21 protein-coding genes are annotated in these 21,607 nt (G+C 65.8%); 9 read left to right on the top strand and 12 right to left on the bottom strand.

Annotated features, from left to right (window positions below; all coding sequences use genetic code 11):
- Window positions 1-32 precede the first annotated feature (32 nt).
- Window positions 33-452: a nuclear transport factor 2 family protein gene (locus IVB19_RS09055; RefSeq protein ID WP_231188813.1), complete on the top strand. Its 420-nt coding sequence runs from the start codon at window positions 33-35 to the stop codon at window positions 450-452.
- A 50-nt stretch (window positions 453-502) separates the two neighbouring features.
- On the opposite strand, the gene IVB19_RS09050 is transcribed toward IVB19_RS09055, so the two are convergent.
- From IVB19_RS09050 to IVB19_RS09030, 5 genes are read right to left on the bottom strand one after another with little or no spacing between them, the layout of a single operon-like run.
- Entirely contained in the window at window positions 503-1,270 is a 768-nt protein-coding gene (locus IVB19_RS09050; protein ID WP_018454949.1) for a TSUP family transporter, read from the bottom strand.
- The gene (locus IVB19_RS09045) at window positions 1,267-2,523 is read right to left on the bottom strand and encodes a CCA tRNA nucleotidyltransferase (RefSeq protein ID WP_018454950.1); all 1,257 of its coding nucleotides are present in this window, start codon (window positions 2,521-2,523) and stop codon (window positions 1,267-1,269) included. Before IVB19_RS09045 ends, IVB19_RS09050 begins: the two co-directional genes overlap by 4 nt.
- Window positions 2,524-2,532: 9 nt before the next feature.
- Window positions 2,533-2,796, bottom strand: coding sequence for a DUF6111 family protein (locus IVB19_RS09040; RefSeq protein ID WP_018454951.1), 264 nt, complete (start codon window positions 2,794-2,796; stop codon window positions 2,533-2,535).
- On the bottom strand, window positions 2,793-3,464 hold the full coding sequence (locus tag IVB19_RS09035) for a CoA pyrophosphatase (protein ID WP_027568565.1): 672 nt from the start codon (window positions 3,462-3,464) through the stop codon (window positions 2,793-2,795). The genes IVB19_RS09040 and IVB19_RS09035 overlap by 4 nt, the downstream gene beginning before the upstream one ends.
- A complete protein-coding gene (locus tag IVB19_RS09030) occupies window positions 3,461-4,072 on the bottom strand; it encodes a DUF1285 domain-containing protein (RefSeq protein ID WP_018454953.1) in 612 nt (203 codons plus the stop codon). Before IVB19_RS09030 ends, IVB19_RS09035 begins: the two co-directional genes overlap by 4 nt.
- Before the next feature lie 280 nt (window positions 4,073-4,352).
- Between IVB19_RS09030 and IVB19_RS09025 the strand changes: the two genes are divergently transcribed.
- From IVB19_RS09025 to IVB19_RS08995, 7 genes are all read left to right on the top strand, one after another.
- Window positions 4,353-5,351, top strand: a complete 999-nt coding sequence (locus tag IVB19_RS09025; protein ID WP_018454954.1) for an AAA family ATPase — start codon at window positions 4,353-4,355, stop codon at window positions 5,349-5,351.
- On the top strand, window positions 5,351-6,295 hold the full coding sequence (locus IVB19_RS09020; RefSeq protein WP_018454955.1) for a DUF58 domain-containing protein: 945 nt from the start codon (window positions 5,351-5,353) through the stop codon (window positions 6,293-6,295). The genes IVB19_RS09025 and IVB19_RS09020 overlap by 1 nt, the downstream gene beginning before the upstream one ends.
- Window positions 6,292-9,105, top strand: a complete 2,814-nt coding sequence (locus IVB19_RS09015) for a DUF4159 domain-containing protein (RefSeq protein ID WP_026232848.1) — start codon at window positions 6,292-6,294, stop codon at window positions 9,103-9,105. Before IVB19_RS09020 ends, IVB19_RS09015 begins: the two co-directional genes overlap by 4 nt.
- 7 nt (window positions 9,106-9,112) lie before the next feature.
- On the top strand, window positions 9,113-11,176 hold the full coding sequence (locus IVB19_RS09010; RefSeq protein WP_018454957.1) for a membrane protein: 2,064 nt from the start codon (window positions 9,113-9,115) through the stop codon (window positions 11,174-11,176).
- Between the two features lie 261 nt (window positions 11,177-11,437).
- Entirely contained in the window at window positions 11,438-12,451 is a 1,014-nt protein-coding gene (locus tag IVB19_RS09005; RefSeq protein WP_026232849.1) for an alpha/beta fold hydrolase, read from the top strand.
- Between the two features lie 221 nt (window positions 12,452-12,672).
- Window positions 12,673-13,077, top strand: a complete 405-nt coding sequence (locus IVB19_RS09000; RefSeq protein WP_018454959.1) for a DUF2946 family protein — start codon at window positions 12,673-12,675, stop codon at window positions 13,075-13,077.
- A gap of 147 nt (window positions 13,078-13,224) precedes the next feature.
- On the top strand, window positions 13,225-15,585 hold the full coding sequence (locus IVB19_RS08995) for a TonB-dependent receptor (protein ID WP_018454960.1): 2,361 nt from the start codon (window positions 13,225-13,227) through the stop codon (window positions 15,583-15,585).
- A gap of 22 nt (window positions 15,586-15,607) precedes the next feature.
- Here the strand turns inward: IVB19_RS08995 and IVB19_RS08990 are convergent, their stop codons facing one another.
- The 5 genes from IVB19_RS08990 to IVB19_RS08970 form a co-directional block, all read right to left on the bottom strand.
- A complete protein-coding gene (locus IVB19_RS08990; RefSeq protein ID WP_240543335.1) occupies window positions 15,608-16,765 on the bottom strand; it encodes a hypothetical protein in 1,158 nt (385 codons plus the stop codon).
- Between the two features lie 30 nt (window positions 16,766-16,795).
- Window positions 16,796-17,497: a methyltransferase domain-containing protein gene (locus IVB19_RS08985; protein WP_018454962.1), complete on the bottom strand. Its 702-nt coding sequence runs from the start codon at window positions 17,495-17,497 to the stop codon at window positions 16,796-16,798.
- A gap of 37 nt (window positions 17,498-17,534) precedes the next feature.
- Window positions 17,535-18,050, bottom strand: a complete 516-nt coding sequence (locus IVB19_RS08980) for a GNAT family N-acetyltransferase (protein WP_018454963.1) — start codon at window positions 18,048-18,050, stop codon at window positions 17,535-17,537.
- Between the two features lie 67 nt (window positions 18,051-18,117).
- Entirely contained in the window at window positions 18,118-19,065 is a 948-nt protein-coding gene (locus IVB19_RS08975; protein ID WP_247821333.1) for a glycosyltransferase family 2 protein, read from the bottom strand.
- Between the two features lie 62 nt (window positions 19,066-19,127).
- Window positions 19,128-19,619: an NUDIX domain-containing protein gene (locus IVB19_RS08970; RefSeq protein WP_018454965.1), complete on the bottom strand. Its 492-nt coding sequence runs from the start codon at window positions 19,617-19,619 to the stop codon at window positions 19,128-19,130.
- Between the two features lie 80 nt (window positions 19,620-19,699).
- Between IVB19_RS08970 and IVB19_RS08965 the strand changes: the two genes are divergently transcribed.
- Window positions 19,700-20,581: a metallophosphoesterase family protein gene (locus IVB19_RS08965; protein WP_018454966.1), complete on the top strand. Its 882-nt coding sequence runs from the start codon at window positions 19,700-19,702 to the stop codon at window positions 20,579-20,581.
- Between the two features lie 39 nt (window positions 20,582-20,620).
- Here the strand turns inward: IVB19_RS08965 and IVB19_RS08960 are convergent, their stop codons facing one another.
- On the bottom strand, window positions 20,621-21,175 hold the full coding sequence (locus IVB19_RS08960) for a hypothetical protein (RefSeq protein ID WP_018454967.1): 555 nt from the start codon (window positions 21,173-21,175) through the stop codon (window positions 20,621-20,623).
- Window positions 21,176-21,374: 199 nt separating this feature from the next.
- Window positions 21,375-21,581 (bottom strand): DUF4170 domain-containing protein, encoded by a 207-nt coding sequence (locus tag IVB19_RS08955; protein ID WP_007595122.1) that lies wholly within the window; start codon window positions 21,579-21,581, stop codon window positions 21,375-21,377.
- Window positions 21,582-21,607 lie beyond the last annotated feature (26 nt).

The raw sequence follows: 21,607 nt of genomic DNA, 5'->3' as shown, positions 1-21,607 counted from the left end.
CCCTCGGCCCGGTCCCCTATGTCGTTCGCCATATGGCCGTGCCCGGGTGGGATATTAAAATCAAAAAAGGCCTGGCGGTTCCAGAGCCTGACCCAGATTTGGACGCGATGCGAGTGAAAAATATGTCCTTTGACCCGATGGCCGTTGCGGTCGACTGGCTTGATGCCTATCGCGCGGGCGATATCGAAGCGATTTTGGAACTTCATGCCGAGGACGCCGTGGTCCACTGCGGCTGCGCCGGCGGCCAAACCATCACCGGCCGCGAAGCACTTCGTGCCTATTGGGTCGATCACCTCCGGAAATATCCGGCAGGCACGTTGGATGATCTCAATCCCTGGCGCAACGACGGCACCATTATCTCGTACCTCACCAGTGCTGGCGTCATGAGTGCACTTTTGGCATTTGACGCCGCCGGCAGGATCAAGGAACTGGACTGCAGTCCCTCACACTAGACCCGCGGCGTGAACCAAACTGGCAGCGGGACAGCGCCACATCCGATTGATTAGATGAGCTGCCTCGCCCCAGCCGAGATCATCACTACGCCGCCGGTGATCACCGCGACGTCGAGGATCGCGGTGTGGATGTGCACCGGCATCCGCTCGACGAAGGCTTTTGCGAGGAACGCGCCGGGGATTGCGATTGCTCCGATCAGCAGCGCAAAGGCGAGCACCTGTGCGGTCACGGCGCCGGCGAGGCCGAACACCGAGATCTTGATGAGGCCGGTGCCGAGCGAGATCATGGCATCGGTCGCGATCACGGCCGCGCCTTCCAGGCCCGCGGCCATCAGCAGCGACAGCAGGATCACGCCGGAGCCGGAGGTGCCGCCGACCAGCACGCCATAGCCGACCGAGCCGGCCGCAAGCCCAGTGTCGCCGATCTTGACCTGGCGGCGGCGGAGCACACGGCGCAGCGGCACGCTCAGGATCAGCATGGAGCCGATCACCAGCGCCGCGCCCGCATTGGTCAGCCGTGTGTAGCCGTAGGCACCAAGCGCTGCCGTCAGTGCCGCACAGGCCAGCACGATCAGCGCGCGGCGGCGATCGGCATAGCGGAGATAGGCGAGCGCGCGGCTGGAATTGGTGAAGATCGCGGAGATCGCGATGATCGGCACCACCGGTTCGGCGCCGACGAGAGGCACCAGCACCAGCGGCATCAGGGCGCCGGTGCCGTAGCCGGCGAGACCACCGATAATCGAAGCAAACAACGCCATCAACGCGACCAGCAGGAGCTGAAAGATCGAGATGTCGGCGAAGCCTGAGACGATGGTCACGTTCTCTCATCGCGGCTGACGCGTGCCGCAGCTTGATCGGCGATGGAAGCGAGTGCGGCTTCCTCTAGGGGAAAATCCGCCGCAAGCCAAGCGTCCTCCGCGAGCGTCAACACATGTCCGAGCGAGGGTCCTTCCGCCATGCCGCGCGCGATGAAGTCGGCGGCGCGAAGCGGAAATTTCGGCGCAGTCCAGCGCTGCGGCAGCTCGGCGAGCGCACGCCATCGCGACGAGCCGACGTCACCGCCGGCTCTCGCCCAGCCCAGCAACACGCGATCGTGATAGCGATCCGCACCGAGCCGGTAGAGCAGCCGCCGCGCATCGGCTTCGTCCTTGGTGGCCAAGCGCCACCAGCGGTGCCCCATCGAATCCAGCGCCTTGGTTTCCGCATTGGAGAGCCTCAGGCGCGTGGCGACGCGCTTGGCGTCTTCAGTCACCGCGATCGCCAGCGCGGCGAGGCGCCGCGTGCTGCTTGCGGTGAGGCCGAGCTCGCGCTCGATCACGATCATCGCCGCGAGCGGTCCGGTGTAGACCACGCCGCCGGTCAGCGCCTGCAGCAATCCGCCATCGGCCATCGCAAGCGCGGCGGCGGACGCGCCGGGAGCGACCAGAAGCTTCAGCGTCTCCATGCGCAGCCGCTCGGCCGAGAGGCTCGCGAGGCCGGCGCGTCCCCGGATGCAGGCGAGATAGCCGTCGCGGTCGGGATCGCCGGCGCCGAAGGCGGCGTGGATGCGGAAGAAGCGCAGGATGCGCAGGAAATCCTCGGCGATGCGCTGGTCGGGATCACCGATGAAGCGCACGCGCCGCGCGGCCGCATCCGCGATGCCTCCGACGTAATCGCGGACGACGCCGTCGGCATCGACCGAGAGCCCGTTCATCGTGAAGTCGCGGCGCTCGGCGTCCTTCACCCAGTCGCGGCCGAACGCGACCTTGGCCTTGCGGCCGAAGGTCTCGGTATCCTCGCGCAACGTCGTGACTTCGTAAGGTTGCCCGTCGATGACGAGGGTGACGGTGCCGTGGTCGATGCCGGTCGGCACAGCCTTGATGCCGGCAGCTTTGGCGCGCCGCATCACCTCGTGCGGGAGCGCCGTGGTCGCGATGTCGATGTCGCCGGGGACGAGGCCGAGCAGCGCGTTGCGCACGGCGCCGCCGACAACCCGCGCCTCCTCGCCATCCGCATTGAGCAATTGCAGGACGCGCGCGGTGCCACCCGAAATCAGCCAGGGCGCATCGGCGAGCATGGGCACCGCGCTCATCGGCCGGCCCTATCTTTCCACGCCCGGCACGAGCTTGCCGTTCTCGACATGGGCGGGGACATAGGTCGAATCCGGTGCGGCGCCGGAGAAATGCGCAAAGCCGATCAGCCCGGCGATCACCAGCACGAGCGCCGCCAGCATGAGACGCGCGACGATGGTGATCGGCCAGGACGATTGCACGAACAGGCCGGAACGCGTGGCGGCCAGGAACAGCGCATAGACGGCAAAGGGAACGAGGAAGATTCCGATCTCGGTCAGGATCGGCCGAATCATGACGAATAGATCCGCTCATAGAGCACACGGAGCATGCCGGCCGTCGCGCCCCAGATGTAGCGTTCGGCAAACGGCATCGCGTAGTAGGACCGCTCCATGCCGCGGAATTCCTTGCTGTGCACCTGGTGGTTGGCCGGGTTCATCAGGAAGGATAGCGGCACTTCGAACGCATCATCAACCTCGGAATGGTTGATCGTCAGCTCAAAGCCCGGGCGCACCCTGGCCACCGTCGGCAGGATGCGGAAGCCGAAGCCGGTGCCGTAGAGATCGAGATAGCCGATCGGCTCGACGAAGTCGCGCGACAGCCCGACCTCCTCCTCGGCCTCGCGCAGCGCCGCATCGAGCGGCGAGCGGTCGGTTGCGTCGATCTTGCCGCCGGGGAATGCGATCTGGCCGGCATGGTCGTTCAGATGCGCCGAACGCTGCGTCAGCAGAATGGTCGGCTCGGGATGATCGACCACCGCGATCAAGACCGCCGCCGGCCGCACCGGCTGCTCGCGCGCGATGATCTCGAGCATCTTGTCGGTGCCGGGATCGCCCGAGGCCGGAATGATGTTGGGATCGTAGAGGCCGGGCGGAACGTCGAAGCCGAGCCGCGCGGCGGAGCGGGCGAAGAAATCCGCCGCACCGATCACGGCGGGATCGTTCCTGGAGATAGGCTTGTTCAAAGCGCGGCCCTCACCTGCTCCGCATCGGCCATGGCGAAGAACTCGCCGGCCGACTCGACACCGAACATCGGCTGGCCATCGACCATCCGCTCCTCACCCATGTCAACCAGATCGTAATAGAGCGCGCGGGTGACCTTGGCCCAGAGCTCGGCGCGGATATGCAGATAGGGCGTCAGCCCGCCGTCCTTGGCCTGCTCGAAGCGCAGCCGGTGCGCCGCATCGCAGGTGACCCAGTCGTCGACATTGGTGCGGAAGCGGAGCACGCGATGGTTGGCATCGCCGTCCTTCTGCATCTCGACCGCCATGAACGGCGCGTCGTCGACGCGAATGCCGACCTTCTCCACCGGCGTGACGAGGAAATGCTTGTCGCCTTCGCGCTTGAGGATGGTCGAGAACAGGCGAACCAAGGCATGACGGCCGATTGGCGTCCCCAAATAGAACCAAGTACCATCTGACGCGATTCGAATGTCGAGATCGCCGCAAAACGGCGGATTCCACAAATGCACCGGAGGCAGGCCCTTTTTGGCGCCTTCGGCATCGGCAGCAGTTTTGGCAGCGGCAGTCAGCCCCTCAAGACCGCGATCGGCGCTCTGCCCTTGGTTCGCCATGGTTTGCCCTGACTTTGTCATTTGGCACGATCGGTCATTTGGCACGATTGGTGCAGGTTTACGTTGTATCCGGGTACTCGGTTCCACCCCGCATTCGTCCGGTGTGGAGGTCGCCACTTCGTGATGCCCTACATATCCCTAAGCCGATAAGGTGGGGATAGGTTAATTCAACGAATACATGGCCTTCCTGCAAGTCTAGCATAGGGCCCACGTCTTGAGTTGAGGACGTGATGACATGACGACGCAAGCGAGCTGCATGGCAGGCTGAAGGAGCTAACGGATGGCGGAGAGTGTCGAGAAGCTCGAAGACGGGATAGTCCGTTCGGCCGAGCAGGTGTCGAGCCAGATTCGCGCGGCAAAGGATGCGATCGCGTCCGTCATCTTCGGCCAGGATCGCGTGATCGAGAACACGCTGGTCACCATCCTCTCCGGCGGCCATGCGCTGTTGATCGGTGTCCCCGGTCTGGCCAAGACCAAGCTGGTCGAGACGCTCGGCATCACCCTCGGCCTCGATGCCAAGCGCATCCAGTTCACGCCCGATCTGATGCCGTCGGACATTCTCGGCGCCGAAGTGCTGGACGAGAGCACCTCCGGCAAGCGTGCCTTCCGCTTCATCTCCGGCCCCGTGTTCGCGCAACTGCTGATGGCCGACGAGATCAACCGCGCCAGCCCGCGCACGCAGTCGGCGCTGCTGCAGGCGATGCAGGAGCAGCACATCACCGTTGCCGGCGCGCGTCACGATCTGCCGAAGCCGTTCCACGTGCTCGCCACGCAAAACCCGCTGGAGCAGGAAGGCACCTATCCGCTGCCTGAAGCCCAGCTCGACCGTTTCCTGATGGAGATCGACGTCGACTATCCCGACCGCGACGCCGAGCGCCGCATCCTGTTCGAGACCACCGGCGCCGACGAGACGCTGGCGAAGGGCTCGATGACACCTGATGCACTCATCACCGCGCAGCGACTGATCCGGCGCCTGCCGGTCGGCGATTCCGTGGTCGAGGCGATCCTGTCGCTGGTGCGCTCGGCCCGTCCGGGTCCGGACGGCGGCGACACCAGCAAGTTCATCGCCTGGGGACCGGGCCCGCGCGCCAGCCAATCGCTGATGCTCGCGGTGCGCGCTCGCGCGCTGATCGACGGCCGCCTCGCGCCCTCAATCGACGACGTGCTCGACCTCGCCGAGCCCGTGCTGAAGCACCGCATGGCGCTGACGTTCCAGGCGCGCGCCGAAGGCCGCACGATTCCGGACGTGATCCGGCAATTGAAGACACGGATCGGTTGATGGCGGCGGAGAACGGGCACACAGCAAAGGAGGTCATCGCGATCCGACGTGCCGATGGCGAAAGCCGCACGCTCGCCGCTTCGCTGCCGCGCCTGGTGCTCGAGGCCCGCCGTATCGCCGCCAACGTCATCCACGGCCTGCACGGCCGCCGCCGCGCCGGCTCCGGCGAAAATTTCTGGCAATACCGCCGTTTCGTCTCCGGCGAACCGTCGCAGAATGTCGACTGGCGGCGCTCGGCGCGCGACGATCTCCTCTATGTCCGCGAGCTCGAATGGGAAGCCTCGCATACGGTCTGGATCTGGCCCGATCGTTCGCCCTCGATGGCGTTCGCGTCAAAGCAGGCGCGTGAATCCAAGCTCGAGCGGACGCTGATCGTCGCCTTCGCGCTGGCCGAGCTGCTGGTCTCCGGCGGCGAGCGCGTCGGCATCCCCGGTTTGATGGCACCGACCGCCAGCCGCAGCGTCATCGACAAGATGGCGCAGGCGATGCTGCATGACGATGCCGACCGCTTGAGCCTGCCGCCCTCCTTTGTGCCCGCGGCGCTGGCCGAGACGATCGTGCTGTCGGACTTCTGGTCGCCGCTCTCCGAGATCAGGACCACGCTCGCCGGCCTGTCCGGCTCCGGCGCGCATGGCACGCTGGTGCAGGTCGTCGATCCCGCCGAGGAATCATTCCCCTATTCCGGCCGCGTCGAGTTCGTCGAGCCCGAGGGGTTCGGCGTGATCACCGCCGGCCGCGCCGAGAGCTGGGCGCAGGATTACACCGCCCGGCTCGCGCTGCACCGCGATCAGATCCGCGCCGAGACCAACAAGCTCGACTGGCTGTTCACGACGCATGCGACCGACCGCTCGGCCGCCGAGCTCTTGCTGTTCCTGCATGCCGGCATGCAGGTGAGCAAATCGGGCGCGCGCACCACAACGATCAAGGCGGGGCCGGCAGCATGATGGGACTGCCGCTCGCCTTCACCGAACCGCTGCTCCTGATCGGCCTCGTCAGCCTGCCGGTGCTGTGGTGGCTGTTGCGCGTGATGCCGCCGCGGCCGCGCCGGATCGAGTTTCCGCCGACGCGCCTGCTGTTCGACATCGCACCGCGCGAAGAGACCCCGTCGCGAACGCCGTGGTGGTTGACCGCATTGCGGCTGCTGGCTGCGGCACTGGTCATTTTCGCCGCCGCCGGTCCGATCTGGAATCCGCAAACAGGCGCGGCCGCCAGCAAGGCGCCGCTGATGATCATGTTCGACGACGGCTGGAGCGCGGCCTCGAACTGGGACATCCGGATCAGGGCCGCCGACGAATTGATCGCCAGTGCCGAGAACGACCGCCGTGCGATCGCGCTGGTGCCGCTGTCCGAGCCGAACCGCGATATCACCCTGATGCCGGCGGGCGCCGCGCGCGTCGCGCTGCGGCAGCTGACGCCAAAGCCGTATTCGATCGAGCGCGTCGAGACCCTGACCGCAATCGATCGCTTCCTGAAGGCGACCGGCGACTGCGAGATCGTCTGGCTCTCCGACAGCGTCGATACCGGTCGCGGCGAGGAATTCGTGGCGGGCCTCGGCAAGACCATCGGCGATCGCAGCCTGACCGTGTTCGAAGGCGGCACCTCCTCAGCCCTAGCCCTGGTCGCGGCCGAGAACGCCGCAGCCAGGATGACGGTGAAGGTGCTGCGCACCGACGGCGGCATCGCCATCGGCACCGTGCGCGCGCTGGACCAGAAGGCCTCGCCGATCGGCGAGGCGCGTTATTCGTTCGGCCCGCAGGACAAGGAAACCGAAGCGTCGTTCGATCTGCCGGTCGAGCTGCGCAACGACATCACGCGGCTGGAAATTGCCGGTGAGCGCTCCGCCGGCGCAGTGCAGCTGCTCGACAAGCGCTGGCGCCGCCGCGCCATCGGCATCGTCTCGGGCTCGACCAGCGAGACCGCGCAGCCGCTGCTGGCGCCGACCTTCTATCTCACCCGTGCGCTGGCGCCGTTCGCCGACGTGCGGCTTGCCGACAAGGGCTCGCCGCAGCAGGGCATCACGCAGTTCCTCGATCAGAAGCTGCCGATGATCATCCTTGCCGATGTCGGCACCATCGCCCCTGAAATCCGCGAGCGTCTCAATGCCTGGATCGACCAGGGCGGCGTGCTGGTGCGGTTCGCCGGTCCGCGGCTGGCGCAGGCCGAGGACGATCTCGTCCCGGTCAAGCTGCGCAAGGGCGGCCGGACGCTCGGCGGCAGCCTGACCTGGGAAAAGCCGCAACATCTTGCCTCCTTTGCCGCCGATGGTCCGTTTGCCGGCGTCGTGGTCCCCAAGGACGTCACCATAAGCCGCCAGGTGCTGGCCGAGCCCGACGCCGTGCTCGCCACCAAAAGCTGGGCGTCGCTGGAAGACGGCACGCCGCTGGTAACAGGCGAGCATCGCGGCAAGGGCGTCGTCAGCCTGTTCCACGTCAGCGCCGACATGCGCTGGTCGGATCTGCCGATGTCGGGGACCTTTGTCGAAATCCTGCGACGTGTCGTCGACATGTCCGGCTATACCGCCAAGCCGGGCCCAGGCGTTGCCACTGAGGCGAGCGCCGAAACGGTGGCGCCGTTGCACATCCTCGATGGCTTTGGCGCCTTCGGCCCGCCGCCGGCCGCCGCAAAGCCGCTGCCCGCGGATTATCGCGACCGCGCCACACCCGATCATCCGCCGGGCTTCTATGGTCCGGCAGAAGGACCGCTCGCCGTGAACACGCTTGCCAGCGCCGACCGTATCGCAGCCCTGAACACCGCGAGCCTGCGCGCCCGGCATGCCACCTACACCAACGCCGAGCCGCAGGACTTGCGCGGTTGGCTGCTATCGACGGCGCTCGCGCTGTTCCTGATCGACGCCATCATCGTCGCGGTACTCGGCGGCGGCCTTGCCGCGCTGGTGCGCCGCCGCGCCGCGCCCGCGATGATCGTCTTTGGGCTGGTGCTCGCAGGTCTCGCCTCGTTCGTGCCGACGCCGTCGCATGCGGACAGCGCGCCCGACGAGTTCGCGATGAAGGCGGTGTCGCAGACCCGCCTCGCCTATGTCGTGACCGGCAATGCCGACGTCGATTCCATCGTCAGGGCCGGGCTATCCGGACTGACGCTGTTCCTGGCGCAGCGCACCGCGCTCGAGGCCGGCGATCCCGTCGGCATCGACCCGGCGCGCGACGAACTCGCTTTCTTCCCGCTGATCTACTGGCCGATCGTGCCGGGCGCGCCCAAGCCGTCGCGGGACGCCATCAACAAGATCGACGCCTATATGAAGCAGGGCGGCACCGTGCTGTTCGACACCCGCGACGCGGTCGAAGCGCCACCCGGCGCGAACGGCGCCGCGCAGACCCCGGCCATGCAGACGCTCCGCGAGATCCTGTCCTCGCTCGACGTGCCCGAGCTGGAGCCGGTGCCGCGGGAGCACGTGCTGACCAAGACCTTCTATCTGTTGCGCGACTTCCCCGGCCGCTTCAGCACCGGCCAGACCTGGGTCGAGACCTTGCCGCGCGAAGACGACGAGGACAGCGCGCAGCGGCCGGCACGCGGCGGCGACGGCGTCTCGCCGATCATCATCACCTCGAACGACCTGGCCGGCGCCTGGGCCGTGCGGCCCGACGGCCAGTCCATGCTGCCGGTGATCGGCGCCGACCCCCGCCAGCGCGAATTCGCCTACCGCGCCGGCGCCAACATCGTGATGTACACGCTGACCGGCAACTACAAGGCCGACCAGGTGCACGCACCGGCCCTGATCGAACGGCTGGGGCAGTAGGATCGATATGAATTACGGCATCGCATTCACGCCGCTTGTTCCCACGATCGTCCTGTGGCTCGCGCTGGCCGCGATCGCCGTCATCGCGCTCGTGCTGCTGCTGGCGCGGGCGCGCGGCGCTGCCGTGCGCGTGGCCGCGCTGGCGCTGTTCCTGCTGGCGCTCGCCAATCCCTCCTTTACCCGCGAGGACCGCGATCCCCTCACCTCGGTCGCCGCAATCGTCGTCGACAAGAGCCCGAGCCAGAATTTCGGCAATCGCAATCGCGAGGCCGCAACGGCGCAGGAAGCGCTGGTCGACAGCCTGAAGAAGATCAAGGGGCTCGAGGTCCGCGTCGTCGATGCCGGACAGGCTGACGGCGAGACCGACGGCACCAAGCTGTTCGGGGCGCTGGCCTCGGCCTTGTCGGACGTGCCGGTCGACCGCGTCGCCGGTGCGTTCCTGATCACCGACGGCCGCGTCCACGACATTCCGGCCAACGCCGCCGGGCTCGGCTTCCAGGCGCCGGTGCATGCGCTGATCACGGGGCAGAAGGACGAGCGCGACCGCCGTATTGCGGTCATCGCCGCGCCGCGCTTCGGTATCGTCGGGCAGCCCCAGACCATCACCTACCGCCTCGACGACCAGGGCGTCAGCGGCGAGCGCGCCAAGGTTACGGTCCGCAGAGACGGCGAGGTCATCAACGAGCGCACGCTTTCGAGCGGCCAGAGCGCAAGCGTCGACGTCGACATCAAGCATTCCGGGCCGAACATCGTCGAGATCGAGGCCTCGCCGCTCGAGCGGGAATTGACGCCGGTGAACAACCGCGCCGTCGTCGCCATCGACGGTGTGCGCGACAAGCTGCGCGTGCTGCTGGTCTCGGGCGAGCCGCATTCCGGCGAGCGCACCTGGCGCAATCTGCTCAAATCCGATGCCAGCGTCGATCTCGTCCACTTCACCATTCTACGGCCGCCGGAGAAGCAGGACGGTACGCCGATCAACGAATTGTCGCTGATCGCGTTTCCGACCCGGGAGCTGTTCCAGCAGAAGATCAACGAATTCCAGCTGATCATCTTCGACCGCTATGCCCGCCAGGGCGTGCTGCCGATCGCTTATTTCGACAACATCGCACGCTACGTGCGTTCCGGCGGCGCGGTGCTGGTCTCGGCCGGCCCCGACTACGCCTCCAACACCAGCATCTGGCGCACGCCGCTGGATTCGGTGCTGCCCGCCGAACCGGTCGGGGTGACGGAAAAGCCGTTCTACGCGCATCTGTCCGACGTCGGCAAACGCCATCCCGTCACGCGTGGCCTCGAGGGCTCCGCCTCCGAGCCGCCGCGCTGGAGCAGGTTCTTCCGCACCGTCGATACCCGCAATGCGGTCAACCCGCCCGTCATGACGGGCGTCGACGGCAAGCCGCTGCTGTTCCTGTCGCGTTTCGGCGAGGGCCGCGTCGCGCTGCTGCTCTCCGACCACATCTGGCTGTGGGCGCGCGGCTATGAAGGCGGCGGTCCGCATCTCGACCTGTTGCGGCGGATGTCGCACTGGCTGATGAAGCAGCCTGATCTGGACGAGGAAGCGTTGCGCCTGCAGGTGCAGGGCAAGAATCTCGTGGTGGTGCGCCAGACCATGGCGGACAGCGTCCAGCCGGTGAGTGTGACCTCGCCGTCGGGCGTGTCGCGCGACCTGACGCTTGCAGCCGGAGATCCCGGCGAATGGCGCGCCAGCCTGCCGGCGAGCGAGCTCGGGCTGTGGCAGGCCACCGACGGCACGCTGAAGGCGCTGATCAATGTCGGCCCGACCAATCCGAAGGAGTTTTCGGAAGTCACCTCCACCACCGAAACGTTGAAGCCGCTGACCCAGGCGACCGGCGGTGACGCCGTGCGCGTGGTCGACGGCGCCAGCGTCGAGCTGCCGCGCATTCTGCCGGTCCGCTCGGCGAGCGTCTTCCATGGCGACGGCTGGATGGGCGTGCGGATGCGCGACGCCAGCGTGGTGAAGGGCGTCGGCGTGCTGCCGATCTTCGCCGGCCTGATCGGGCTGTTGCTGCTGCTCGGCGCGTTTGCTGCGACGTGGATGCGCGAGGGGCGCTAGGCGGCTTACGCGCGTCCCTTCGCTTCCCGTTAGTCGGATAAATCCCATCGTCACTTCTTCGCCGGAAGCTCCATAACGCCTTCGACCCCGAACTCGGTCGCATGTAGCACGTTGTGAAATCTGGAGGCGGTTCTTCCTCGACCCTGGGCAGGCGTGTCCCTGTCCAGGCATCGCCCGCAGCGGACAAGAGCAGTTCTGAACGCAGCCCTTCGCAGCACTTAAACAGTGCGAGCGTTCGATGAGAAGCGGAGTTACTCGACCATGACAGACCCACTTCACCAGCGCACGTTCAGCTCGCCTCGTCAGACAACGCGCTATATCGAGTGCGGGCCGGTCGACAGACCGTTGATGATTTTCGTCCATGGCTGGCCGAGCATCAGTTTGATGTGGCGCGCGCAGATGGAAGCGTTTGCCGCCGACGGTTGGCACTGCGTCGCTCCCGATCTGCGCGGCTACGGCGGCTCTTCCACGCCTGCAGCCAACGACGCCTATACCATCGAGGAAATCGTGACGGACATGGCCGAACTCCATGATCACCTGGGCGGCAAGCCTGCGATCTGGGTTGGCCACGACTGGGGCTGTGTTGTGGTCGGTGAGTTGGTCGCGCATCAGCCAAAGCGCAGCCGCGGAGTCGTGCTGACCTCGCTGGCATATCAACCCGACGGGCACGCCCTGCGCACAGTCGTCCCGCTGGTCGACCGGACGATTTATCCGGTCGACCAATATCCGGATGGCCAATGGGATTACTACCGTTACTACAACACGCACTTCGAGGCGGCAGTCGCCGACCTCGATGCAGACTTGGCAGCATCGCTGGCGTCGATCTTTCGGCCAGGCGACCCCGCCGGCATCGGCAAGGTTTCGCCGAATGCGATGGTCACGCGCAATGGAGGGCGCTTTGGCGCCGCGCACCGCGCTCCGCCGACTGAGCCCGATTCGGCTCTCTGGCCGCCGGCGGACTTCGACGTGCTGGTGCAGACGTTCAAGGCTCATGGCTTCCGCCCATCCTGCGCGTGGTACATGAACGACGACGCCAACATCGCCTATGCGCGCAAGGCACTCAATGGCGGCCGCCTGTCGCAGCCGGTGCTGTTCGTTAACGGCGACTTTGATCAGATCTGCAGCATCACCGGAAATCGCCAAGGTGACCCGATGCGCGCCACCTGCCCGGACCTGACCGTAACGAGCATGCCCGCAGGGCATTGGCTGCCGCTGGAGCGCAAGGCAGAACACATCGAGGCCATCCGCACCTGGCTCCGGAGCAAAAAGCTCTGATGCCACCTGCTCGCGCTGACACTGAGTCCAATCGCCGTCCGCGTAAGCCGTTTGACAGGTCCTCAGCCTAGGCTTTCAGTTGCCTGCACGACACGGCAAGGAGCCGGCCCGCTCGGGTCGGCTCGACAGCGGTTGACATCCGCTGACGGATTGCGCGATGTTACATTATAACATCGCGGGATCAGGGGATGATACCTCGCGATGTGGGGTGGCGTTTCCAGATGAAGTGGTTCCGGTCGAATATCAGGCACGGCGCCCGGCTCGCGATCTTCGCGATGCTGGTGCAGTTCGCGCTGACGTTCGGCCACAGCCATTGGTTCGCCCAGGCGGCTCCCCTCGCCCAGTCCTCGCTGCAGCAGACCGACGGCGCCCAAGCTCCCGCTTCGATCGACCGTTCCGCGGTCGAGAGGCAATCGCCATTGGCTCCCGACAGGGAGCAACCGGGCGAGGACAATTGCGCGATCTGCGCATTGGTCGCGATGGCGGGCACCGTCTTGTTCGCGGCGCCGCCTGTGTTGCTGCTGCCGCAGGCGATCGACCTGCTCTACCGCACCACCGACGCCGAATTCGTCCACCTGAAATCGGCCGGTACGGCATTCCAGCCCCGCGCCCCTCCCGCGTCCTGACTTCCACAACGCTTGATCACGCCCGGGCTCGCCGCTTTCAGGCGCATTCCCGGGAGCAGCTGAAGTCGAATTCCGTCGCGCAGCGACGGCAGGCCGCCTCCGATCAGCAGACGAACATGCGGACGGCGCCTGACTGGAATCAGGACCATGTCATTCAAATTGCGGCGCGCGCAGCGCCTTGGCGGAGCAAGCCTGCTCCTGCTCGGCGCCGCCACCTCGGCGCTGGCCGAGGATAAGTCATCGACCGAGATCCCCGCCGTCACCGTGACGGCTCCGAGCCCCATCGTGCGCAGGGCGGTGGTGCCGACCCGCAACCCCGGTCGTCCCACCCGAACCGCGCGGGCACGCAGCCACCAACGCGCTGCGGACGCCACGCCGGCAACCTCCACGCCGGCCGCACCTCAGCAGGGCGTGCTGCCCATCGTGACCAACCAGTTCGCGACGGTCACGGTGGTGCCGAACGAAGAGATCCGCCGCGAGGGCGGCGGCCAGCTCGGCGACCTCCTGTTCTCGAAACCCGGCATCACCGGATCGAGCTTCGCGCCCGGCGCCTCCAGCCGGCCGATCATCCGGGGACTTGACGTCAACCGCGTCGGCATCGTCGAGAACGGCACCAATGCCGGCGGCGCCTCCGATCTCGGCGAGGATCACTTCGTTCCAATCGATCCGCTCGCGACCAACCAGGTCGAGGTGGTACGCGGGCCGGCTGCGCTGCGCTATGGCTCGACCTCGATCGGCGGCGTCGTCAGCGCCACCAACAACCGGATTCCGGATGCGCTGCCGAACTGCGGTGCCCAGCCGTTCCAGAGCTTCGGCCTGCCGGTCAAGGCGCCGCTCGCAGCGGCCGCGACTTCGCCTTGCGTCAGCGCCGAGACGCGCAGCGCGTTCAGTTCGGTCGACCGCGGCGTCGAAAGCGGCGTGCTGCTCGACACCGGCGGCGGCAATTTTGCCTTCCATGCCGACGTCTACGGCCGCAACACCACCGACTATAGCATCCCGAGCTACCCGTACCTGAATGACCAGACCCGGTCCGTCGCCAACGGACGCCAGCCCAACTCGGCGACGCGCTCGGACGGCGCCTCGATCGGCGGCTCCTACTTCTTCCAGGGCGGCTATATCGGTGCGGCGATCACGCAGAACGACGCGCTCTACCACATCCCCGGCGTCGACGGCGCCGACCACAACACGCGCATCGACGGCCATCAGACCAAGATCAACGTCAAGGGCGAGTACCATCCCGACGCTACGGCCATCGATGTCGTTCGCTTCTGGGCCGGCGCGACCGACTACCGACACAACGAGATCGGGCTTGCCGATCCCGCCGATCCCAACACCGACGGCGTGCGGCAAACCTTCACCAACAAGGAGCAGGAGATCCGCACCGAGGTGCAGCTGATGCCGTTCAACGCGCGCTTCGCCGAGGTAACGACGGCGCTGGGCTTCCAGGTCGGCCATCAGGAATTGAGCGCGCCGAGCCCGGACAATCCGGGCACGCTGTTTAACGGCCTGTGGGACCCGAACAACAGCACGCGCGTTGCGGGCTATGCTTTCAACGAGTTCAAGTTCACGGAAGCGACGCGGGCGCAGATCGCCGGCCGAATCGAGCATGTCGAGCTGCACGGCACGACGCCGGATTTTCCCGCGGACTTCCTGCCCGACGGCACGCCGCAGGCGGGTATCGGTCGCAATCCGTCCTTCACGCCGAAGAGCGGCAGCATCGGCCTGTTGCAGGACCTGCCGGGCGGCCTGGTCGGCAGCATCACCGCGCAATACGTCGAGCGCGCGCCGAAGGCGGCGGAGCTGTTCTCGCGCGGCGCACATGATGCGACCGCGACCTTCGACATCGGCAACCCCAACCTCACCATCGAGACCGCGAAATCCGTGGAGGTCGGCCTGCGCAAGGCAACGGGGCCGTTCCGCTTCGAGGCGACGGTCTACTACACGCATTTCAACAACTTCATCTATCGCCGTCTCACCGGCGTGATGTGCGACGACGACTTTGCCTCGTGCGGCACGCCCGGCGCCGAGGTGAACCAGGCGGTCTATTCGCAGCGGGACGCGAACTTCCGCGGCGGCGAATTCCAGTCGCAGCTCGACGTCGGTGCATTCCAGGGCGGCATCTGGGGCATCGAGAACCAGTTCGACGTGGTCCGGGCCACCTTCACCGACGGCACCAATGTGCCGCGCATTCCGCCGGTGAGACTGGGCGGCGGCGTGTTCTGGCGCGACGACAACTGGCTGATGCGCGTTAATCTGTTGCACGCCTTCGCTCAGAACAACGTCGCGGTGATCGCGGAGACGCCGACGCCGGGCTACAATCTCTTGAAGGCCGAGGTGAGCTACAAGACCAAGCTCAACCCGAATGCATTCGGCGCGCGCGAGATGCTGCTCGGCCTCGTCGGCAACAATCTGTTGAACGAAAACATCCGCAACTCGGTGTCCTACACCAAGGACGAGGTGTTGATGCCCGGCATCGGGGTACGGGCGTTCGCGAACTTCAAGTTCTGAAAGCGCGATTGCTAGCCGGACTTCATCGTGCTGTGGCTGAGGCGGCCGCTTCGGGGGCCCCCTCTGATGCCTCCTGAAACAGCACGGCAAACAGCAGGGTCCACAATGTCAGGAGAGAAATAGGGATCGTGTAGTACGGCGTCGCGATCGGATAGGTGAAGAAGAAGGCGAGGTTGAGCGCCAGATTGGCGATCGTGAGCAGCGCGACGCGGCGAATGCCGTTCGCCTGCCGCAACAGCCAGATCGAGCCTGCGATTCCGATGACGATCAGCAAGGTCTGGAGCGGATCGGCCAGATAGTCCCGGACCACCGCGAACGAAAAATCCAGTGGCCTGACATCGGGATTGTTGCCGTAGGTCGATGCGAACGGACTGCCGGCGTTGACGGCGTAAGAGACGATGGTCGGGATCACGCCGGCCAGCAACGCGACGCCGAACACAAGCCCCTGCAAGAACCGGGACATCGTCCGCTTCGCAAGAAACGCGACGAGGAGAAAGAGACCATAGCCCGACGCCAGGAAAAGGTTGGCCAATCGAAAGTCGACGGTCAATCCGAGCAGGAAACCGATTGGCGCCAGCAGCCAGATATTCGGTTGAGATCGCGGGCCCGCCAGCCATCGCGCCGTGAGACATCCTACGAGCGCGCACACGACGACCGTCGGGGCCATCGAATAGCTCGCCTTGACCGGATTGACCATCAGGTAGATCGCAAGACAGCCGAACGTCCCGGCCATCAGGACCAACCTCATGCTGCGCGCGAGAGAAAGCGCAAACAGCGCAAAGCCCAGGACGACAATGGTCGCCAGCATGTACATGGGCGCGACCTGGTGCCCTGGCGGAAACAACGCCAACACGAGGCCGACGCCCGGCGGGTATTGAATGACGACCTTCCCCGTGGCCGGCATCAGATTGTGACATGGCGCCGCGGTCGTATCGTTCCAGTCGGGGTAGCCGATCTCCTTCAGCTTTGCTTTCTGATAGCCATCGTCGTCGCGGGTGAGGCTGGTGTCGAATCCCTCCACCAGCCCGAATCTCTGGAACAGATGCGCCTGCCGCAGGTAGCAGATGTCGTCATAGACGCCGCGCGCCTCGTTCCATCGCATCATGGTCCAGAAATGGCCGACCAGCACCGCGAGAAACAACACGACGAAGAAGGCTTTGCTGGTGTGGATCTTCTTCATCGGGATCATGCTGGGGCGGGAGGCGCTGCTTCAGCGGAATGCAAGATAGAGATTGGACGATAGCGGGCCGAGCGACAAACCGGTGTAGCCCACAGCCGCGGACATGGGGTTGGACGACTTGGCACTCGCAGACTCGGCAACCAGCGCGGCGAGCCCCAGCAGCCGTTTTCGCGTCATCAGGATCAGGTTCTGCTCGTCGGTCCATTCCGACTTGCCGGCGATCATGCAGGCGATCCTGAAGGTGCCGTCCAGATAGTGCGCCAGCGGGATGGCCGTGTGGTGCTCAACCGGAAAGAACCTGTTGGGCACCGTGATGAAGACCCGCCGCGCGACGCGGCCAAGCTCCTCGACCAGGAGCACCTGGTTTTCATGGCTGCCGGCATGCTCGAGCACGGCATTGGACGTCGCGACGTCGAACGCATTGTCGTCAAACGGCAGCCGTGTATTCGGTTCGATCTGCACGTAACGGCAAAGCGGAAAAGCCGCCTTGAACCCGATACCTTCGCCGAGCCCGCAAGCCGTGATCTTGTGCTGATGCGGGTAGCTTCGCTCCAGCACGTTGGCGCCGTCGTTGATCACGTCGGACACGCCGACATCCAGGATCTCGTCCGCCGAGGACGGCTGCATCTGGGCGATGAAATCCTGGTAGATGCGGTCGCGCGCCGCGATCAGCAGCTTTTCCGCCGTGCTCCCGGACGCCACTTCCCGGTAATATTGCTGATCGACCGGCACTGCCCTACCTTCATGTGAGCTTCGAAGCGAGGGCGCGTCAGGTTCGCGTCTTGCTCCAGTCGGGACCGACCGGCCCCGATACGCCTTCGAACGCGCCCTCGACCAACTCGATGACGAGGAGCCGGCTGTAATCGACCGGGCCCGGCATGGTGACGCGTCCCTTGGGGACTTGCTTGAAGCCGACGCGGCTGTAATAGGGTTCGTCGCCGACCAGCAGCACCAGGCGATGGCCCTGCGCCTTGGCATCCTTCAGCGCGCGCTCGAGCAGCAGCCGGCCGACGCCGCGGCTGCGGAACGGAGGCTCGACCGTCAGGGGCCCGAGCAGCAACGCCGGCGTGTCGCCGACGCAAATCGGCAATTGCCGGACGGATCCGACCAGCAACGTACCGACGCGGGCGGTGAAGGATAGATCGAGCACATGGTCCACGTGCTCGCGGATGCGGTACGCGCTGAGCACGAAGCGGCCCGGTCCGAAGGTGCGTTCGTGCAGCCGCTCGATCGCCTGAGCATCGCCGACGGCTTCCGACCGGATGGTGAGGGAAAGATCGTTCATCGCGTCGGCGGGATATCACCTTGGAGGGCAGCGGTCCATACGATTGCGCCCGGCCCCCGGGGCAATTTCAGCTCCGCCCGAGCGGTGGTTGGGACAGGTAGGCGAGCATCTTCATTTCCCGCCGCCCGCGCGTCACGGTGTCGAGCACGAGCCCCGACGAAGCCGAAAGCAGCGCCATGATCATCAGACCCATGGAAAGCACGGCGGTCGGCAGGCGCGGTACCAGGCCGGTTTCGAGGAAGGTGATCACCACGGGCAATCCGAAAGCGATCGACAGCAGCGCGAAGACGATGCCGATCGCCGAAAAGAAGCGCAGCGGCCGCTCCAACCGGTTGAGCTTCAGCATCGTGTTGAAGATGCGCAACCCATCCTGCCAAGTATTGAGCTTGGAGAAGGAGCCTTCCGGGCGCGCATAATAGGGCGTCCCGACCTCGGCGACCGGCAGCGACAATTCCAGCGCAAAGACCGCGAACTCGGTCTCGATCTCGAAACCGCCGGACAGGACGGGAAAGGATTTGACGAAGCGGCGGGAGAACACGCGGTAACCGGACAAGATGTCCTTGAAGGTGTGGCCGAAAGTCGATGCCAGGAAACCGGTGAACAGCCGATTGCCGATGCGATGACCGCGCCGGTAGGCCGCTTGCGATTGATCGACACGCAGGCCGACAACCATATCCAGATGCTCGTCGAGGAGCTGGTCGATCATGCGCGACGCGCTCGGCGCGTCGTAGGTCGCATCGCCATCGACGAGCACGTAGATGTCGGCTTCGATGTCTGCGAACATGCGGCGAACGACGTGGCCTTTGCCCTGGCGCCGTTCGCTGCGCACGATCGCTCCCGCCTCGCGCGCGACCGCCGCGGTACGGTCGGTCGAATTGTTGTCGTACACGTAGACCTCGGCCGCAGGCAGGGCCTTGCGGAAATCGGCGACGACCGTCGCGACGGCGGCTTCCTCATTGTAGCAGGGCACCAGCACGGCGACCCGAAATGGCCATGACGTCGTCGATTCAGACAATCTTCATCCCTCGTCCATGCGCCGACACCGCAGGCGCGGCGATCTACTAGCACGGGCAGCCATCATCGCCACGTCGCAATCCGCGGCCTGCCGTCCAGCACTTCGGCGATCCGCAGCCGCGTGCCCGGCGTGGTCCCTTCGGGCAGCGCAGTGACCGCGAAGAATCCGCACTCCGCGATCTCGCGGTTGGGCGCGGGCAGGCGATCCTGCTTGAACTGCCTGACGACGTAGACCGCGACATGGTCGCGGCGGGAGACGTGGCTGTTGAGGAAGATGCCGTGCAGCACGGCGTCGCCGGTGAGATCGATATCCCCCTCCTCCTTGAGCTCGCGGCGCATCGCGTGCTCCATGGTCTCGCCGAGATCGACGCCGCCGCCGGGCAGATACCAGCCCGTGACGTAGCTGTGCCTGACCAGGAACACCCTGGTGTCGGCATCCACCACCACGGCGCGGACGCCGAGCGTCATCCCGCGGACCAGCAGGAAATAGGCGTGGAAGATTCGCCGCAGCAGCGGCTCGAATTTCCGTCGGACGCTGTTCAGACGTTCCCCCATCGGGCTCCCTTGATGCCCCGCTTGCACCTAGCCTGCGACCTTGCCATTACAGCGGACGAATAGCGAGGCAATCGCCCCCCATGGCTCCCTTCACGCTCGCCCATCTGTCCGACCCGCATCTGCCGCCGCTGCCGAAGCCGCGGCTGATCGAGCTCGCCGGCAAGCGCGCGTTCGGCTATGTCAACTGGACGCGCAACCGTCACAAATACCAGCGCCGCGAGGTGCTCGACGCCCTTGTCGCCGACGTGAAGGCGCAAGGTCCCGACCACATCGCGGTCACAGGCGATCTCGTCAATCTGGCGCTGGAGGCGGAGTTCGCGCCGGCGCGCGCCTGGCTCGACGGCGTCGGTCCGCCCGACCGCGTCACCACGATTCCCGGCAATCACGACGCTTATGTCCGCGCTACCTTTCATCGCTTCGGCGAAACCTTCGCGCCCTATCTTGCGGGCGACGATGGCCGTATCGGCTTTCCGAGCCTGCGCCGGCGCGGGCCGCTCGCACTGATCAGCCTGTCCACGGCGGTGCCCACCTTGCCGTTGATGGCGACAGGCGCGCTCGGACGCGAACAGCTCGCGGCGCTCGAAGAGGTGCTCGAGCGGCTCGCAACCGAGGACGTCTTTCGCGTGCTGCTGGTGCATCATCCCCTGAAGTCCGGCGCGCGCCACAAGCGCATGACTGACTCCGCCGGGCTGCTGACGCTTTTGAAACGCCACGGCGTCGAGTTGATCCTGCATGGACACGACCACATTCATTCGACGATGTGGTTCGAGGGACCCAACGGCAATATTCCGGCCCTCGGCGTGCCGTCGGCCTCCGCGCTCGCGCACGGCCGCACCCCGGCTGCGGCCTACAATCTGTTCACGATCGAGAAGGACAACGCCGGCTGGCGTTGCGAGCAGACGGTGCGGAGCCTGGGGGTTGGACTTCAGATCGGACAGATCAAGCATGTGAGATTGATTTGAGGCCGCCCGTCATTGCTCGCAATGACGACGGCGAACGTCTCACCAGCTCCGCAGCGCCGCGAGCACGGCAACACCGAACAGCGCGGCGGCGCCGAGCACAAATCCGAACACGAACGGCCACACGCGCGAGCGGCGCCGCGGCGGCGCTAGCTCGGGCTTCGGCTCGGGCGGGACCACCATCGCATGCTCGCGTTCGATCATGCGGCGGGCGACATAATCAGTCACGGCCTCGACGATGACAGCGGTGTCGTGCGATTCGGCGAGCACGATGCGGCCGAAGCGGGTGTCCTGCACGAAGCGGTACATTCGCTTGTCACGCCCCATCAAGATATGCGCGACGACGTCGATCCAGAGCCTGGGCGTGTCGCCCTGGCTGATGCCACGGTCGAACAGGTCGATCTGATCGGGCACCTGCGCGAACAGGGGATCGAGCGAATCGTTGAGGATCTCGAGCCGCGCCACCTCGGCATCGCGCAAATCGACGACGACGCCGGTCCGGTCGGCGGCCTCGATCCGCGCGCGCAACAGCGCATCGCGCAGCCGCACCGGGCGCGGCTGGCTGGGATGGATCCCGCTGGTCTCGGGCTCTGACATTGGCGGCCTCGTCCTCACTTGGCGGGATTAACCTATCAGCAACCAAAGTGTCCGCAAAGGGCCTACAATTCCAGTGACTTACGACGCCCACAAATCTTTCACCTGTGCCAAAAACAGACGGTCCCACCCGGCTTGCGCCGGATGGGACCCTCCGTCCTTGGACGTCTTCTTATTCAGATTGGCATGCAAGTTCAGATTGTCACGCCGAGACCCGCGACGGCTCTTCCACGATCGAGAAGCGGACGCCCGCCTTGTGGCGGTTCTCTTCCGAGACCGAGCGCCAGGCGTCCTCGGCCTCCTTGCGGGTCTTGAACGGACCCTGCACCTGGGCCGAACCTTCCACGAGCTTGTGGAAGTTCATCGAACCGAACTCGCCGCCGATCACCCAGAAATTGCTGTTGGTCATTGTCGTCTCCTGTCGATTAGCGTGAT

The sequence above is a fragment of the Bradyrhizobium sp. 187 genome (assembly GCF_023101005.1).
GTDB classification, from domain to species: Bacteria; Pseudomonadota; Alphaproteobacteria; order Rhizobiales; family Xanthobacteraceae; genus Bradyrhizobium; species Bradyrhizobium canariense_D.
Note: the sequence above shows the minus strand (reverse complement) of the source record. Positions and strands in the feature narration are given on the sequence as shown.